Below are 14,560 nucleotides of genomic sequence, written 5' to 3'. Positions count from 1 at the left end.
GGTGATTCGGTGGAAATCGTACTTCGGGTCGCTGCCGCGGCCGGTGCCCTGCTGCTCACGGCCGGCGCGAGCCCCGCGGCGGCCGCGCCTCCTCCGACTCCCTCCCCCTCACCCGTGCGGTCCGCGCCGTCGCAGGCCGCCCTCCAGGCAGCAGCGCCGGAGCGCCCCGTATTCCGGCACCGCACCCTGCCCGTCACGCGGGCCGCGCTCGGCCGCACCTACCGGCCGGGCTGCCCCGTGCCGCCGCACCGCCTCCGCCTGCTGCGGATGAGCCACTGGGGCTTCGACGGCAAGGTGCACACCGGCGCGATGGTGGTGCACGAGCGGGTCGCCAAGGAGGTGCTTTACGTGTTCGGGAAGGCGTTCGCCGCGAAGTTCCCGATCCGCAAGATGCGGCCCGTCTCCGCGTACAACGGCAGCGACCACGCCTCGATGGCCGACGACAACACCTCGGCCTTCAACTGCCGCCAGGTGGTGGGCAATCCGGGCCGGCTCTCGCAGCACGCGTACGGGGACGCGATCGACATCAACACGGTGGAGAACCCGTACGTCGACCGCACGGGCCGGGTCCATCCGCCGGCCGGGGCGCGCCACCTCGACCGCACGCACAGGGCCAAGGGCGTGATCCGCGAGGGCGACGCGCTCACGCGGGCGTTCCGCGCGGTCGGCTGGCAGTGGGGCGGCCGCTGGTCGAACCCGGACTACCAGCACTTCTCGCGGAACGGGCGCTAGTACGGAGGAGGGCGGCCGAGCGCCCAGTGTCCGGCCGCCCTACGCGCCGCCGAGCACCAGCTTCGCCGTGCGCGCGTACGTGGGTTCGGGCGCCCGGCCCAGCTCCTGTGTCGTCGCGATGCGGTAGACCAGCGCGCGCAGCAGGAGTTGATGCCGGTACGGGTCGTCGGTCCACGGCGCGAGCAGGCCCGGGTCCTTCTCGTCACCCTCGTACCAGAGCAGGGAGTCCACGACGGCGACCGCCGAGGCCCAGGCCGGCGGCCGCCAGTACACCGGCCAGTCGATCACGGCGGGCGGCAGTCCGTCCGCGAACAGGACATTGCCGAGGAGATCGCCGTGCACGGGCTGCTCGTCGCGCGGGGAGATCGGCTCCCGCGCGGCGAGCAGCGGCGCGAGCATCCCGAACCCTCCTTCGCCGTCGGCCGGTCGGCCGTCCTGGGAAAGATCCCACGACATCCGGTCGGCCCGCGTCCAGGCGTCGTCCCGCTCGTCCAGGAACTCCGGCCGCCCGAGGGCGAGTTCGGCGACCGCCGCGTGGAAGGCGGCTCCGGTGCGGACGACATCGGCCGTACGGTGCGGATCGGGCCGGCCCGCCACGAGCCGCCAGGCCTCCCAGCCGTCCGCAGTCCACCGGCCGTCGGCGGCACGCACCGGACGGGCCACCCGGAACTCCGGGGACTCGGGCAGCGCGGCCACGACCTCCGCGCGCCAGGCCGCCTCCTCGGGCATCCCGGTCGGCTTCAGGACGACCTCACCGGCACGCCATGTGGTGCCCTGACCTCCGGGCAGCGGAACGGGCGCGGCCCCGGCGGCGAACGCGGCCAGCACGTGGGTCGGGGGCGGTGATCCGGTCATGAGGCCCGAGCGTAAGGCCTGTTGACAGACCCCGGCGTCAGGCCTGTTGACAGACCCTGGCGTTAGCCTGCGGGCATGGCCGATCATCAGTTCACCACACGACCCACCCTCCAGGGCACGTTCGGCATGGCGTCCTCGACGCACTGGCTCGCCTCGCAGAGCGCGATGGCCGTACTCGAGGACGGGGGGAACGCCTTCGACGCGGCGGTCGCCGCCGGATTCGTGCTGCACGTCGTGGAGCCGCACCTCAACGGTCCGGCCGGCGAGGTGCCGATCCTCCTCGCGCCCGCCGGCGGCGAGGTGCGGGTGCTGTGCGGGCAGGGGCCCGCGCCCGCAGGCGCGAGCGTGGCGCACTACCGCGGGCTCGGCCTCGACCTCGTGCCCGGCACGGGACCGCTCGCCGCCGCCGTGCCCGGCGCGTTCGACGCATGGATGGTGCTGCTGCGCGACCACGGCACCAAATCCCTCGACGAGGTCCTCAAGTACGCGATCGGATACGCCGATTCAGGGCACCCGCCCGTCGAGAAGATCCGCGAGACCATCACCACCGTCGGCGAACTCTTCGCGACCGAATGGACCTCATCGGCCGAGGTGTACCTGCCGGTGGTGCGCCCGGGCCGGCTGCTGGTGAACCGCCCGCTCGCCGCCACCTGGCGCCGCCTGCTCGCCGAGGCCGCCGGGCCCACGCGCGAGGCCCGGATCGACGCCGCGCGCCGCATCTGGCGCGAGGGCTTCATCGGCGAGGCGCTGGTCCGCCAGAGCGCGCGGCCCACCCTCGACACCAGCGGCGAGCGGCACACCGGCACGCTTACTGGCGAGGACCTCGCCGCTTTCCGTGCCGGATACGAGGCGCCGGCCACGTACGACTGGAACGGCTGGACCCTCTGCAAGGCCGGCCCCTGGAGCCAAGGACCCGCACTGCTCCAGCAGTTGGCGCTGCTGCCCGGCGAACTGCCCGCGCGTGGCACCGCCGACTACGTCCATCTGCTCGTCGAGGGCTGCAAGCTGGCCATGGCCGACCGTGAGGCCTGGTACGGGGACGCCGGGTCCGACGTGCCGCTCGACGCGCTGCTCTCGGAGGCGTACAACGCGGAGCGCCGTGCGCTGATCGGTGCGAAGGCCTCGCTCGAACTGCGGCCCGGTGCGCCGCTCGGCCGGATACCCCGGCTCGCCGCCCCCGCGCAGGACGTGGAGGGCCGCACGGCCTTCGACGCCCTCGGCCTCGCCTCCGGCGCCGGCGAACCGACCGTGAGCGAGTACGGAGAGACCCGGGGCGACACCTGCCACATCGACGTGGTCGACCGCTGGGGCAACATGGTCGCCGCCACCCCGAGCGGCGGCTGGCTCCAGTCCAACCCCGTCGTGCCCGAACTCGGCTTCCCGCTCGGCACCCGGTTGCAGATGGCCTGGCTGGAACCGGACCTGCCGAACTCCCTCACGCCCGGACGCCGGCCCCGCACCACCCTCACGCCCTCGCTCGCGCTGCGCGGCGGCGTCCCCGTGATGGCCTTCGGCACCCCGGGCGGCGACCAGCAGGACCAGTGGCAGCTGCCCTTCTTCCTGCACGTGGCGGGCGCGGACGCGGTCCGCGGCGGGCTCGACCTGCAAGGGGCGATCGACGCCCCGAACTGGCACACCGACCACGTGCCGTCCTCCTTCTACCCGCGCGGCATGCTGCCCGGCCAGCTCACGGTCGAGTCCCGCCTCGGTGAGCCCGTGATCGAGGACCTGCGGCGGCGCGGGCACCAGGTCACGGTGGGAGCGCCCTGGTCGGAGGGCCGACTGAGCGCGGTGGCCCGTGATCCCGAGACCGGGGTGCTGTCGGCGGGCGCGAATCCGCGGGGGATGCAGGGGTACGCGGTGGGGCGCTGAGCTTCGCACCGGGCCGGGCCCGGCGGGCGGGTCCGGCCCCGGCGGTCCGTGCGGGGGCCGAGCCCAGGGTTCACGTGGATTCCACCCGGGGTCCACCCTCCGGGTGGGGGCTGTCAGTGCTCCGTGGTGGGATGGACACATGATCGACGACAAGACAGGCAACGAAGACCTTCTCGACATCCGGCTCACCGACCTCCTCGACACCCGCCTCCACGAGGTGGAGGCCGCTGTGCGCAAGGCCGCCGCCGAGGAGATCACACCGCGCTTCCGCCAGCTGGCCGCGCACGAGGTGGTCCAGAAGAACGGGCCGCACGACCTGGTGACGGTCGCCGACCGCCTCGCCGAGCAGCACCTCACCCGGTCCCTGACCGCCCTGCTGCCCGGCTCGGTCGTGGTCGGCGAGGAGGCGGTGCACGCCGACCCCTCGATCCTGGAGGCGCTGCACGGCGACGCCCCGGTGTGGATCGTGGACCCCGTGGACGGCACCCGCCAGTTCGTCCACGGCGACCCCGGCTTCTGCACCCTCGTGGCCCTCGCCCGCCGCGGCGAGGTGCTCGCCTCGTGGACGTACGCGCCCGCGCGCGACGAGATGGCGGTGGCCGTGCGCGGCCGCGGCGTGCAGCTCAACGGGCAGCCGCTGGTCCGCCGGCCCGCCGCCGCGGACTGCGAGCTCCAAGTGGCCACCTCGCACCCGGACTTCACCACCCCGGACCAGAAGCGCGCCCTGCTCGGCCTGCGCACCGAAGGCGTGGCCCCGCGCCCGTGCGGCTCGGCGGGCCTGGAGTATCTGGCCATCGCCAAGGGTGAGTTGGACGCGGTGGCGTTCAGCTGGGAGAACAGCTGGGACCACGCGGCGGGTCTGCTCCTCGTCACGGAGACGGGCGGCGGCCACCTGACGGTGGCGGGCGAGCCGTTCCGTATCGGGGGAGGCAATGCCCTGCCGTTCACGGCGGCGCGGGACGCGGAGACGGTGCGGCGGATCGTGGCGCTGCTGGCCGGCTGAGGGAGCGAGCGCTTTCCGTGCAAGTGGGGGCACGGAGCGAGGGCGCGGACCGGGGTCCGTATGCTGAACGCACTGGCCCCGGCCGACAGAGGAGTCCAAGGTGCCGTCGATGCTCGACGCCGTAGTCGTGGGCGCAGGTCCGAACGGGCTGACCGCCGCGGCCGAGCTGGCCCGCCGAGGCCACTCCGTGGCCGTGTTCGAGGCCAAGGACACCATCGGCGGCGGCGCCCGCACCGAGGAGCTCACCCTCCCCGGCTTCCGCCACGACCCGTGCTCGGCCGCCCACCCGCTCGGCATCTCGTCCCCGGCGTTCAACGCGATGCCGCTGGGGCGCTACGGCCTTGAGTGGCGGCACGCCCCGCTCCCGATGGCGCACCCCTTCGACGACGGCACGGCCGCGGTCCTTTCCCGTTCCGTCGCGGAGACGGCCTCCTCCTTCGGGCCGCGTGACGCGGGCGCGTACCGGCGGCTCGTCACCCCGTTCCTGGCGCACACGGACACCCTGTTCCGCGACTTCATGTCGCTGCCGCTGAGCTCCCTGCCGCGCGACCCGGTGGGTCTCGCGCGCTTCGGGCTCGCAGGCCTGCCGCCGTCCACCTGGCTGATGAACCGCCGCTTCCACGACGACCGCGCCAAGGCCCTCTTCGCCGGCCTCGTCGCCCACGTCATCGCCCCGCTCGGCGGCTTCGCCACCAGCGCGGTGGGCCTGGTCTTCGCGCTGGCCGCGCACGCGCACGGCTGGCCCGTGGCCCGCGGCGGCTCGCAGTCCATCTCGGACGCCCTGGCCGCGTATCTGAAGGACCTCGGCGGCGCCGTGCACACGGACTACGAGGTCAAGCGCCTGGACGACCTGCCGCCCGCGCGCGCGTACGTCTTCGACACTTCGCCGACTGCGCTCGCCCGGATCGCGGGCCTGGGAAGCGCGTACGCGAACTACCGCTACGGCGCGAGTGTGTTCAAGGTCGACTACGCCCTGGACGGGCCGGTCCCGTGGACCGCCGAGGCGCCGCGCCGGGCGGGCACCGTGCAGGTGGGCCCGGGCAGCCGGGACATCGCCGCCGCCCTGCATGCCGCCGCCCGCACGGACCTGGCGCCCGAGAACCCGTTCCTGATCACGGTGCAGCCCACCCTCGCGGACCCCTCGCGCGCCCCGGAGGGCAAGCACGTCTTCTGGGCGTACGGGCATGTGCCGAACGGCTGGACCGGCGACCTCACCGAGGCCATCGAGCGCCAAGTGGAGCGCTTCGCCCCGGGGTTCAGGGACCTCGTCCTCGCCCGCGCCACGGCAGGACCGCCCGAACTCGCCGCGCGCAACGCCAACTACGTCGGCGGCGACATCGCCTGCGGAGCCGCCTCGGGTCTTCAGCTCCTGCTGCGCCCGAAGCTCTCCGCGTCCCCGTACACCACCTCCCACCCGGCCGTGTTCCTCTGCTCCTCGGCCACGCCGCCGGGCCCGGGCGTGCACGGCATGTCGGGCCACAACGCGGCGAAGGCGGTCTGGCGCCGCCTCCGGCAGCAGCGCTAGGAGGCGCCGTGCCCACGCTCACCCTCGTTCAGGGGGACATCACGGCGCAGACCGCCGACGCGATCGTCAACGCCGCCAACTCCTCGCTGCTCGGCGGCGGGGGAGTGGACGGCGCGATCCACCGCAAGGGCGGCCCGGAGATCCTGGAGGCCTGCCGCAAACTGCGGGCTTCGCACTACGGCAAGGGACTCGCGACCGGGGACGCCGTCGCGACCACCGCGGGCCGGCTCGACGCGCGCTGGGTGATCCACACGGTCGGTCCGGTGTGGAGCGCGGGCGAGGACCGCTCGGAGCTGCTGGCCTCCTGTTACCGCCGCTCGCTCGCCGTGGCCGACGAGCTGGGCGCGCGTTCCGTGGCCTTCCCGGCGATCTCCACCGGCGTCTACGGCTGGCCGCTCGACGACGGCGCGCGGATCGCGGTCGCTACGGTGCAGGGCGCGGAGACCGCCGTGGAGGACGTGCGGTTCGTGCTCTTCGACGAGCGGGCGTACGAGGCTTTCGCGCAGCAGGTCTGAGCTGTACGGCCGGACGGTCCGAGCCTTACGGCACGCCGGTCCGAGCCTCACGGCACGTCGGCGAACGCCTCCTCCGGCGTCCCGTACACGGCGAGCACCGTGTCGAGCCCGGTGATCCGCAGCACCTTCGCCACCGGCGGCAGCAGCCCTGTGACGGCGAGGTCCGCGTCCTGTGCGCGGGCGGTGCGGTGGGCGCCGACGAGCAGCGTGACGCCGTTGGAGTCGCAGAAGGTGACCGCGGACAGATCGAGGACCAGCCGCTCCCCGGCGGAGAGCCGCACATGCCGCAGGGCCTCCTGCACGCACCCGGTGGCCTCGTAGTCGAGCTCTCCGCACAGGGTGAGCAGGGTGCCCCGGCGGTCGGACGTATGGTCGACGGTGAGCGGGCGTGGCTGTATCACGGTGATTCACCTTGGTCGGGGTGCGTACGGCGGTCCGCTTGGTCGGGGTGTCCACGGCGGGGTGCCGGTCCGGAGTCCGTACGGCGTACCGCGAGCGCGACCGTGTCGTCGGCGTGCAGGATGCGGGTGTGCAGCCGGGCCGCGAGCGCGCCGGGGATCTCCTCTATGGGGTGGTGCCGCAGTTCGGCCGCGCAGGCCTTGAGGCGGGCCTCGCCCTCGATCGGATCGCGCCGGCTCTCGGTCAGCCCGTCCGTGTAGAGCACCAAAAGGTCGCCGGGGAGCAGCCGTTCGTGCAGGACGTCCTCGCTGCCGGCCAGGGGGTAGCCGATGCCGCGGCCCCGGGCCTCGATCAGCGCGGTGCCGCCGTCGGTGCGCACGATCAGCGGGGGCGGGTGGCTGCCGTTGGCCACGGCCACGCGTCCGTCGGCGGGATCGATGCGCGCCAGGAGCACCGTGGACATCAACTCCTGGTCCAGCGGCAGCAGGATCTCGTCCGTGCGGGCCACGATGGAGCCCAGCGGGTGCCCTTCGAGGGCCAGCGTGCGGACGGCATGGGTGACGTCGAGGGCGCCGCGGGTGCTGGTGACCCCGTGCCCCAGGGCGTCGACGACGGTGATGTGGATCGTGCCGTCGGGCAGCTCGAACCAGTCGTAGAGGTCGCCCCCGGTCGGGGCGTGCGGATCGGCGGGCGCGTAGTGCACGGCCATCTCGAGCCCCGCCACCTGCACGGGCGGCGGGCGCAGGGCGTCCTCCAGCTCGCGCAGCACCCGGCCGTGGGCGCTGCGCAGTTGCTCGTCCCGCTCCTCCAACTGCACGTACAGGGCGAGCACCCCGCTGTTCGTCTCGCTCAACTCGCGGGACAGACGCTCGTGTTCGGCGGCGAGCCGGTCCGCCCGCTCGCGGGCCGCACGCAGCTCCTGCTCGAGCTGCTCGACCACGGACGCAGGGCGCGCCGAGCCTTCGGCCTGAACGGGGATCGCGGACTGCGCGCAGAGCCCTCCGGACGCGGCGGCCGCGGGCTGCGAGGGCACGCGCCAGATCGTCAGTTCGCCGCCCAACCGCTCGGCGGGGAGCGGGAGTCCGGCCAGAGCGGGGGCGCGCGGCGCGAACGGGGTGTGCAGGTGGAAGACCAGCTGGGGCGGTCCGCCGTCCGCGGCCGGCTCCGCGGCCACCTGGAGCGAGACCTGGCGGCCCGCGTCGAGTTCGGCGGCGGCCACGGCCGACACCGAGTGCAGCAGCCGCGCCCGCAGGTCCGCGGGCAGCCGCAGCTCCTCGGTCAGCTGCATCAGGGTGTCCCGCAGGCAGGACAGGGTCCGGTGCGTGGTCCCGTGCGGGATCACCGAGTGTCCCCCGTCGTACCTCGGCATCATGGAGCGCTCCTCGCGTGCGGCGTGACTCATGGGTGCGGTGCGTCCGGCCGTGCCGTCCCGGTGACCACGACCGTCGCGTCGTCCCGCCGCAGCCGGTGGCCGTGGACCAGGGACGCGGCGAGCAGCGGCGCGGGCAGACGCAGCAGCGCGGGCGGCGGCTGGTGGGCCCAGGGGTCGCCTATGCCGTCGCTGTGCACGACCAGGGAGCTGCCCGTCGGTGTGGCGAGCTGCTCCACGTACGGCTCGGGCAGGTTCCAGCCGACCACGCCGGGCCGCCCGGCCAGACGGCGCACGGTCCCGTCGGGGCTGGTCAGCGCGGCCCGTACGTTGCCGATGGCGCAGTACTCCAGCCCCGCGGGCCGCAGCCGCCCGAGCGCCACCGCCGCACCGCGCGTATGCCGCAGGGCGCGGTGCATCGTACGCAGCACCTCCGGCAGCGGCCGCGCGGCCGACGTACGGAAGGCGCGCACGGCGGCCTGCGCGGCCTGTGCGGCGGCGTGTCCGTGGCCGAGCCCGTCGACCAGCGCGACGCAGCGGCCCTCCCCGGTCTCCGCGACGGCCCACGAGTCCCCGCACTCCTGCTCGCCCTCCGCGGGCAGGCACAGGGCACCGATCGGGGGGCCGGGCACGGCGGGCGCGCCGGGCGCGGTCACCTCGGCGCAGGCCAGCGTGCCCCGGCCGACCTGCGAGCGGATCGTGAACGTGCCCGCCATGCGGCGGACGGCGCCGAGCCCGGAGCCGAGCGAGCCGGTACTGGTGTAGCCGTCGTCCATGCACCGGGCCGGATCGGCCATCCCGGGACCGCGGTCGACCGCGATGATCTGGACGCCGGTCCCGTGCGGTACGGGCTGGATGTAGAGCGCGCCGTCCCTGGCGTGCTTGACCACGTTGGTGGCGAGCTCGCTGGCGAGCACCGCGGCCCGCTCCGGCAGCGGGCCCGGCAGCCCGCAGGCCACGGCCGAGCTGCGTGCCGCGTTCGCCGCCACATGGACCGCGCTGTGGTGGTCGATGCGGATGTGCGCCGTGGTGTCGGCGGCCACGGCGCTCACCGGTCGTTCCAGCGGATCGCGGTCACCGTGGTGCCCCGGTCCACGGCCGTGTCGATCGTGAACTCGTGCATCAACCGCCGTGCCCCGCCCAGGCCGTGGCCGAGTCCGCTGCCGGTCGTCCAGCCGTCGGTGAGGGCCTTGTCCACGTCGGGGATGCCGGGACCCTGGTCCCGCACCGTAAGGCGGACCCCGCGCCGCGGCCCGTGCCCGAGCACCTCGATGGTCAGGGAACCGCCCCCGCCGTGCACATACGCGTTGCGCGCGAGCTCACTGGCCGCCGTGACGATCCGGGTCTGGTCCACCAGGGCGAAACCGGCCTCGACGGTGGCCGCGCGTACGGCGTGCCGCACGGACAGCAGGTCCTGTTCGCTGCGCACCGCGTGGGTGGCGTGCACCGGTTGCGCCGTCCGCGTACCGCCGGGCGCGCTGGCGTGTCCGCGCAGCGTGAGCCGTCGACGGGCGCTGAACTCCTCATCGTAGAGCGTCATACGGGACCCCTCCCGGTGGCTGGTGCACCTGACTCCAGCCCAGGGCCGACATGCCCTGCTCCGCGTTGAGCGCGGTCTCCACACCCTTCAGTTCGAGGCCCAGCTCCACCAGCGTGATGGCCACGGCGGGGCGCATGCCCGCGACGAGCACCCGCGCGCCCAACAGGCGGGCCATGGTGGTGAGTTCGGTCAGCGTGCGGGCCACGAACGAGTCGATGATCTCAAGGCGCGAGATGTCGATCAGGACGCCCCGCGCGCCCTCCGCGGCGATACGCTCGGTGAGCTCGTCGGTGAAGGCGAGGGCGGAGGTGTCGTCGAGCTCGTTGAGGAGCCCGGTGACCAGGACGTCGCCGAGGCGCAGGATGGGTACGGCCGACGGCCGCGGGCCGTTCACCGGGAAGCCGCCGCGGGGTCGGTGGCGCCACCGGTGGCAAGCGTCGGCTCGTCCGTGAGCTGGATCGCCGCGGCCAGGGCGTCGGCCAGCGTCGCCTTGGTGAGGATGGTCGACAGGTCGATGCCGAGCTGCGCGATGGTCTGCGCGATCGGCGGGCGGATCCCGCTGATGACACAGTCCGCGCCCATCAGGCGTACGGCGTTGACGGTGTGCATCAGATGCTGCGCGACGGCGGTGTCCACCGCGGGCACCCCGGTGATGTCGATGATCGCCACCTGCGCCTCGTGGTCCTGGATCGCCTGGAGCACGCTCTCCATGACCACTTGGGTGCGCGTGGTGTCGAGGGTGCCGATCAGCGGCACCGCGAGCACATGGCGCCACAACCGCACCACGGGCGTGGACACTTCGAGCAGCTGCCGGCTCTGCCGCTGGATGATCTCCTCGCGGCCTTCCACGTACGTCTCGAAGGAGAGCGCACCGGCCGCGTCGAGCAGCCGGTTGATCAGCACCGCCGCCGCGAACAGCTCCGCGGTGTCCCGGGTGGTGTGCTGCACCGCTTCGAGCAGGGCCTGCTTCAGGGAGAGCACGGCGAGCGAGGTGTCGGTGGGGGAGGCGCCGGCGCGGGCGCGGTGCAGCGACAACTCCATGACGCAGCTCCGCAGTTCACCCTGCGAGACGACCAGCCGGTGCACCGGTGTGTCCCCCGCGAGCCCCGCGGTGAGCGCCGAGATCAACTGGGCGGCCTCGGTGTGCAGGTCGCTCGCGTCGAGCTCGTTCGCATCGGTCTGCTCGAGCTGCAGACCGACCCAGCGGTCGGCGATCTCCTTCTCGCGCTCGCAGAGCACGTCGTGCAGACGCTGCCTGGTGGCGTCTTCCCGCGGACTCACATACACCTCTCGTGTTCGACGGCGGTTCCGTCCCGCACGGTGGCCTCGAAGCGAAGATCCCGGCGGAATTCCGGTGCTGCGATTACCCCGATGGAAAGAGGTGATGCCTGGCGAGGTGATGTGATGTGCGGCGCACGTGTATCCGACGGGTCGCCGGGGTGGGTGAGGCTCCTGGTGTACGAGGTCTGGGAGGAGTAAGAGGTCTACGAGGCCGGGGTGCCGCTCAGGCGGAGGCCTCCAGGCTCTCGGCGGGCGGCCTGCGCAGCGGCATCCACACGCTGACCACCTTGCCGTCCGAGCACAGCGTCACGCTCGCCCGGCCGGCCAGGCGGTGGATCAGACGCCAGCCGTAACCCCCCGGCGCCAGGTGCGGTGAGGACTCCGCCCGTGTCACGGGCAGCCGGAAGGAGTGGTCGGCCACGTCCAGGGCCAGACCGCCCTCCTCGAACCGCGCCCGGAACGCCGCGATCCCGCCGCCGTGGGCCAGGGCGTTGCTGCAGAGTTCGGAGGTCACCAGGAGGATGTCGGTGACCCGGACGTCCTTGCACAGATCATCGTCACTGCGGCCGAGACGGCTGCTCAACAGCCGCCGGATCCTGCTCCGTGCCTCCGCGGCCGAGGAGGGCGGCGCCGCAGCCCCGGAGGACAGGTCGGTCCGGCCGGTACGCCGGTGCATGCCCGGCTCCTTTCCTTGCAGGTGTGCGTCGGTCCTGTTGTGCGTCGGTCCTGTTGTGCGTCGCGGTCATCTCGTGCGGCGCGTGGCGTCTTGCCGTCGTATGGCGGACGCCGTGCCTGGTGCCCTGCCCTGCCGTGCGGGCGCGTCGGACCGTGGGCGGCAAGCACCATTGGAGAACGCGTGCCCGACGTGACGGGAGTCACTCCCCGCCACGCGCATCGGACGAGGATCCGTTCGTACGGCCGCCGGACCGCGCGGCCGGGCGAGGGTGTCCCTCTCCGTCGCCCTGCCCCTCCCCGCCGTCGCGCTCCTCCCCGCCGTTCCATTCCTCTACGCCGTTCCGTTCCTCTACGCCGCTTCGGACTTCCCCGAGGAGACCGGCCGACAGCGCGACCAGACGGGCCAGTTCGGGACGCAGGACGTCGTGGTGTGCGCCGGCCGGCGCGTCGCCCTCACGGACCACGGCGGAGACATCGACGTTGAGGCACCGCCGGTCGCCCATCCCGTGCCGCAGCACCTCGTCCAGCGTGGTGGCGGTGAACGACGCCGCGGCCTGGGCGCCGTCGTGGCCGAGCGCGCCCCACTTGCGGTCGAGGCCGACGATGGAGGCCGAGTCGCCGACCATGCGGGTGGCCAGCGGATGCATCAGCGCCAGTTCCAGATCGTAGTGCGAGTAGCAGCACACGATGGGCCCGGACATCCGGTGCTCGCAGTCGGCCAGGACTCCGCTGCCGCGCATCTGGTGGGGCATGTGGTCGGCGAACGCGAAGTGGGACAGGGCGCCTTGGAGCAGCACCAGCGAGGAGACCGTACGCGAACCCTCGGGCTGACAGCGCACGGCGAAGGCCACAAGGCGCGCCCCGAACCCGTGCCCCACCAAGTGGATACGGGCCTGCGGGAGCGCCTGGGCCAGCAGGCCGAGGACCGGAGCGAGCCCGTAGGCGCCCACCACTCCCGCCCGCCGCCGGAAGGTGTGCCCGGCGACCTGGCGCAGCAGTTCGTGCGCCCCGCGCCACAGGTCGGCGTAGTCCGTTTCGTAGCGGTCCGAGCCGAATCCGCCGGCCGTCTGGGTCGGCCCCGGCTCCTGAAGCCGCGGGCTCGGCGGATCAGCGGCGCGTGGTCCGAGCACCGCGGACTCGGCGAGCGTGCCGTGGTGCGAGACCTGCCCTCCGGCCGGTTCCTCCTGCTCCTCGGTGCGTTCCGGACGGCGCCGGTCCGCCTCCACCGCCTCGTGCGCCTCGTCGAGCGCGGTCGCGAACTCCCCGCACACGGCGGCGGTGTCGTCGAACAGGATCACCGGGTCGTGCTGCGGCAGCGCGTCGCCCTCGGCGTCCGTCGCGAACTCCGCGCGGGCGTCGGTCAGCGGCAGTTCGGCCATACGGCGCAGCTCGGAGCCGAAGTCGTCCAGGGCGGGATGGGCGGCGGGCCGGCGGGCGAGCAGGTCGCACAGCCGCTCCACCGCCTCGGTGCTCTCCGGGTACGCCGCCGCGAGGGCCCGTGCCGTCGCCTCGTCCAGAGCGGGGAGCGCGGCGCGCGCGCTGCGGCGCGTCTCCTCGGGGACATGCGGCGCCGACTCGTCCGGAAACCGCATCACCGGCCAGCGCACGCCGACGAACGTCGGTGCGGCGCCGGGCACTTCGGCCCGCAGCAGCTGCGCGAAGAGCTCGTCGAACCGGGCCGCCAGCGCACGGTCGTTGTGCCAGTCGTGGGCCAGGACCACCACGTCGCGCGGATCCTCCTCGCGCAGAGCGGCGATCAGCCGGTCACGTTCCCCGGCGTCGATCTCTCCCCGTGCGTCGAACTCCCAGATGCCGTGGGCGCCGCCCCCGGACGTCCACGAGCCGCTGCCGGAAGCCTCGTGTGCCCGACCGGTCATGTCCCCGCCTCCTCGGCCGTCGTGCGCCGCGGGCACCACCGCCGACGGCCGCTCCACGCGAGTGCCCGGCCGGCCGCGTGTCATGTGGGGTGCCGGGACCGAGGACGTACCGGTGCGCGGGTTCCGGCCGCCGTGATCTTCACCCTGTGTTTGTCCGGCGAAGATCGGGCTAACCGCAACCGCATGACGCATGACAACGGAGAACCGGGCAGCAGCACACAGGGCAAGCGGACCGGCAGGACGGGCACCGGCCGCGCGGCCACGAAGGCCACAGAGGCCACGAAGCAGACGCAGGCCGCGGCGGAGGCGAAGACCGCCGAGGCCACGGAGAAGGCCAAGGGGAGCGCCCGCGCCAAGGGCGGCGCGGCGGCGGAAGCGGCCGAGGCGGCAGGCCGTGCGACGGGTGCGGCCGCCGAGTCGGCGGGCCGTGCCACCGGAGCGGCCGCGCGCAAGGCCGGACAGGCGGCGGAGGAGACGGCCGGGGCCGCGGGGAAGGGCGCGAGCACAGCACTCAAGGGCATCGAGAGCGGCCGCAAGGCGGTTACCTCGGCCGTGGGGCAGGCGGGTGCCGTGGCGCTCACCGCCTGGACCGTACTGAAGAACCGCAAGCTGATCGCCGCGGGCGCGGCCCTCGGCGTCACCGCGGTGAGCGCCGGGTCCTACGCCGTGGGGCGCCGGGCCGAGCGCGGCCGCCGCGGCCCGGTCGCCCGCTGGACCGGCGGGCGCCTCTGAACGGGGCGCGCCCGGTCCGGTCCGGATTTCTGCGTTTCTCCGGTGCTCAGTCGGCGAAACAGGTTTGGCGGATCAGCGGCCGGACTACTCGGAGCGCACCCGAAGGAGCAGTTCTGTCAGTACGTTCCCTGGGTAGGCGTCGGCCGGTTGGGCAAGCAGCCGCCGGCGCCGCTTCGTGTACGGCG

At 73.8% G+C, this 14,560-nt stretch carries 15 protein-coding genes; 6 read left to right on the top strand and 9 right to left on the bottom strand.

From position 1 onward, the window contains the following. The first annotated feature begins 9 nt into the window (after positions 1 to 9). Positions 10 to 732, top strand: coding sequence for a M15 family metallopeptidase (locus BLT97_RS04785; protein WP_093607351.1), 723 nt, complete (start codon positions 10 to 12; stop codon positions 730 to 732). Positions 733 to 771: 39 nt separating this feature from the next. Here the strand turns inward: BLT97_RS04785 and BLT97_RS04780 are convergent, their stop codons facing one another. Further along, positions 772 to 1,587, bottom strand: coding sequence for a TIGR02569 family protein (locus BLT97_RS04780; protein ID WP_143041306.1), 816 nt, complete (start codon positions 1,585 to 1,587; stop codon positions 772 to 774). Positions 1,588 to 1,662: 75 nt separating this feature from the next. Here BLT97_RS04780 and BLT97_RS04775 point away from each other — a divergent pair, with 75 nt between their 5' ends. The 4 genes from BLT97_RS04775 (at position 1,663) to BLT97_RS04760 (ending at position 6,502) form a co-directional block, all read left to right on the top strand. After that, positions 1,663 to 3,459 carry a gamma-glutamyltransferase family protein gene (locus tag BLT97_RS04775; RefSeq protein WP_093607349.1) on the top strand — a complete coding sequence of 599 codons (1,797 nt, stop codon included), beginning with the start codon at positions 1,663 to 1,665 and terminating at the stop codon, positions 3,457 to 3,459. 139 nt (positions 3,460 to 3,598) lie between these two features. Beyond that, positions 3,599 to 4,462, top strand: a complete 864-nt coding sequence (locus BLT97_RS04770; RefSeq protein WP_093607348.1) for an inositol monophosphatase family protein — start codon at positions 3,599 to 3,601, stop codon at positions 4,460 to 4,462. A gap of 109 nt (positions 4,463 to 4,571) precedes the next feature. Continuing rightward, complete coding sequence (locus tag BLT97_RS04765; RefSeq protein ID WP_093607769.1) at positions 4,572 to 5,987, top strand: phytoene desaturase family protein; 1,416 nt, start codon at positions 4,572 to 4,574, stop codon at positions 5,985 to 5,987. An 8-nt stretch (positions 5,988 to 5,995) separates the two neighbouring features. Next, the gene (locus BLT97_RS04760; RefSeq protein WP_093607347.1) at positions 5,996 to 6,502 is read left to right on the top strand and encodes an O-acetyl-ADP-ribose deacetylase; all 507 of its coding nucleotides are present in this window, start codon (positions 5,996 to 5,998) and stop codon (positions 6,500 to 6,502) included. Between the two features lie 47 nt (positions 6,503 to 6,549). Here the strand turns inward: BLT97_RS04760 and BLT97_RS04755 are convergent, their stop codons facing one another. The 8 genes from BLT97_RS04755 to BLT97_RS04720 form a co-directional block, all read right to left on the bottom strand. Beyond that, entirely contained in the window at positions 6,550 to 6,903 is a 354-nt protein-coding gene (locus tag BLT97_RS04755) for an STAS domain-containing protein (protein WP_176953642.1), read from the bottom strand. Then, positions 6,900 to 8,303: a PP2C family protein-serine/threonine phosphatase gene (locus BLT97_RS04750; protein ID WP_093607345.1), complete on the bottom strand. Its 1,404-nt coding sequence runs from the start codon at positions 8,301 to 8,303 to the stop codon at positions 6,900 to 6,902. The genes BLT97_RS04755 and BLT97_RS04750 overlap by 4 nt, the downstream gene beginning before the upstream one ends. After that, complete coding sequence (locus BLT97_RS04745) at positions 8,300 to 9,322, bottom strand: SpoIIE family protein phosphatase (protein WP_093607344.1); 1,023 nt, start codon at positions 9,320 to 9,322, stop codon at positions 8,300 to 8,302. The genes BLT97_RS04750 and BLT97_RS04745 overlap by 4 nt, the downstream gene beginning before the upstream one ends. Beyond that, positions 9,319 to 9,810 carry an anti-sigma regulatory factor gene (locus BLT97_RS04740; RefSeq protein ID WP_093607343.1) on the bottom strand — a complete coding sequence of 164 codons (492 nt, stop codon included), beginning with the start codon at positions 9,808 to 9,810 and terminating at the stop codon, positions 9,319 to 9,321. Before BLT97_RS04740 ends, BLT97_RS04745 begins: the two co-directional genes overlap by 4 nt. After that, complete coding sequence (locus tag BLT97_RS04735; RefSeq protein ID WP_093607342.1) at positions 9,794 to 10,204, bottom strand: STAS domain-containing protein; 411 nt, start codon at positions 10,202 to 10,204, stop codon at positions 9,794 to 9,796. Before BLT97_RS04735 ends, BLT97_RS04740 begins: the two co-directional genes overlap by 17 nt. Continuing rightward, positions 10,201 to 11,091: an STAS domain-containing protein gene (locus tag BLT97_RS04730; protein WP_093607768.1), complete on the bottom strand. Its 891-nt coding sequence runs from the start codon at positions 11,089 to 11,091 to the stop codon at positions 10,201 to 10,203. Before BLT97_RS04730 ends, BLT97_RS04735 begins: the two co-directional genes overlap by 4 nt. 223 nt (positions 11,092 to 11,314) lie before the next feature. After that, the gene (locus BLT97_RS04725; RefSeq protein WP_176953641.1) at positions 11,315 to 11,767 is read right to left on the bottom strand and encodes an ATP-binding protein; all 453 of its coding nucleotides are present in this window, start codon (positions 11,765 to 11,767) and stop codon (positions 11,315 to 11,317) included. 199 nt (positions 11,768 to 11,966) lie between these two features. Next, positions 11,967 to 13,643 (bottom strand): hypothetical protein, encoded by a 1,677-nt coding sequence (locus tag BLT97_RS04720; RefSeq protein WP_093607341.1) that lies wholly within the window; start codon positions 13,641 to 13,643, stop codon positions 11,967 to 11,969. Positions 13,644 to 13,826: 183 nt separating this feature from the next. On the opposite strand from BLT97_RS04720, the gene BLT97_RS04715 reads away from it, so the two are divergent. Beyond that, on the top strand, positions 13,827 to 14,375 hold the full coding sequence (locus BLT97_RS04715; protein ID WP_093607340.1) for a hypothetical protein: 549 nt from the start codon (positions 13,827 to 13,829) through the stop codon (positions 14,373 to 14,375). Positions 14,376 to 14,560: the final 185 nt, after the last annotated feature.

The sequence above is a fragment of the Streptomyces indicus genome, assembly GCF_900100315.1.
Classification (GTDB): domain Bacteria; phylum Actinomycetota; class Actinomycetes; order Streptomycetales; family Streptomycetaceae; genus Streptomyces; species Streptomyces indicus.
Note: the sequence above shows the minus strand (reverse complement) of the source record. Positions and strands in the feature narration are given on the sequence as shown.

Coding starts and splice junctions, on each gene's coding strand:
- BLT97_RS04780 (WP_143041306.1), bottom strand. CDS start 1,587: ATGACCGGATCACCGCCCCCGACCCACGTGCTGGCCGCGTTCGCCGCC.
- BLT97_RS04775 (WP_093607349.1), top strand. CDS start 1,663: ATGGCCGATCATCAGTTCACCACACGACCCACCCTCCAGGGCACGTTC.
- BLT97_RS04770 (WP_093607348.1), top strand. CDS start 3,599: ATGATCGACGACAAGACAGGCAACGAAGACCTTCTCGACATCCGGCTC.
- BLT97_RS04765 (WP_093607769.1), top strand. CDS start 4,572: ATGCTCGACGCCGTAGTCGTGGGCGCAGGTCCGAACGGGCTGACCGCC.
- BLT97_RS04750 (WP_093607345.1), bottom strand. CDS start 8,303: ATGAGTCACGCCGCACGCGAGGAGCGCTCCATGATGCCGAGGTACGAC.
- BLT97_RS04740 (WP_093607343.1), bottom strand. CDS start 9,810: ATGACGCTCTACGATGAGGAGTTCAGCGCCCGTCGACGGCTCACGCTG.
- BLT97_RS04725 (WP_176953641.1), bottom strand. CDS start 11,767: ATGCACCGGCGTACCGGCCGGACCGACCTGTCCTCCGGGGCTGCGGCG.
- BLT97_RS04720 (WP_093607341.1), bottom strand. CDS start 13,643: ATGACCGGTCGGGCACACGAGGCTTCCGGCAGCGGCTCGTGGACGTCC.
- BLT97_RS04715 (WP_093607340.1), top strand. CDS start 13,827: ATGACGCATGACAACGGAGAACCGGGCAGCAGCACACAGGGCAAGCGG.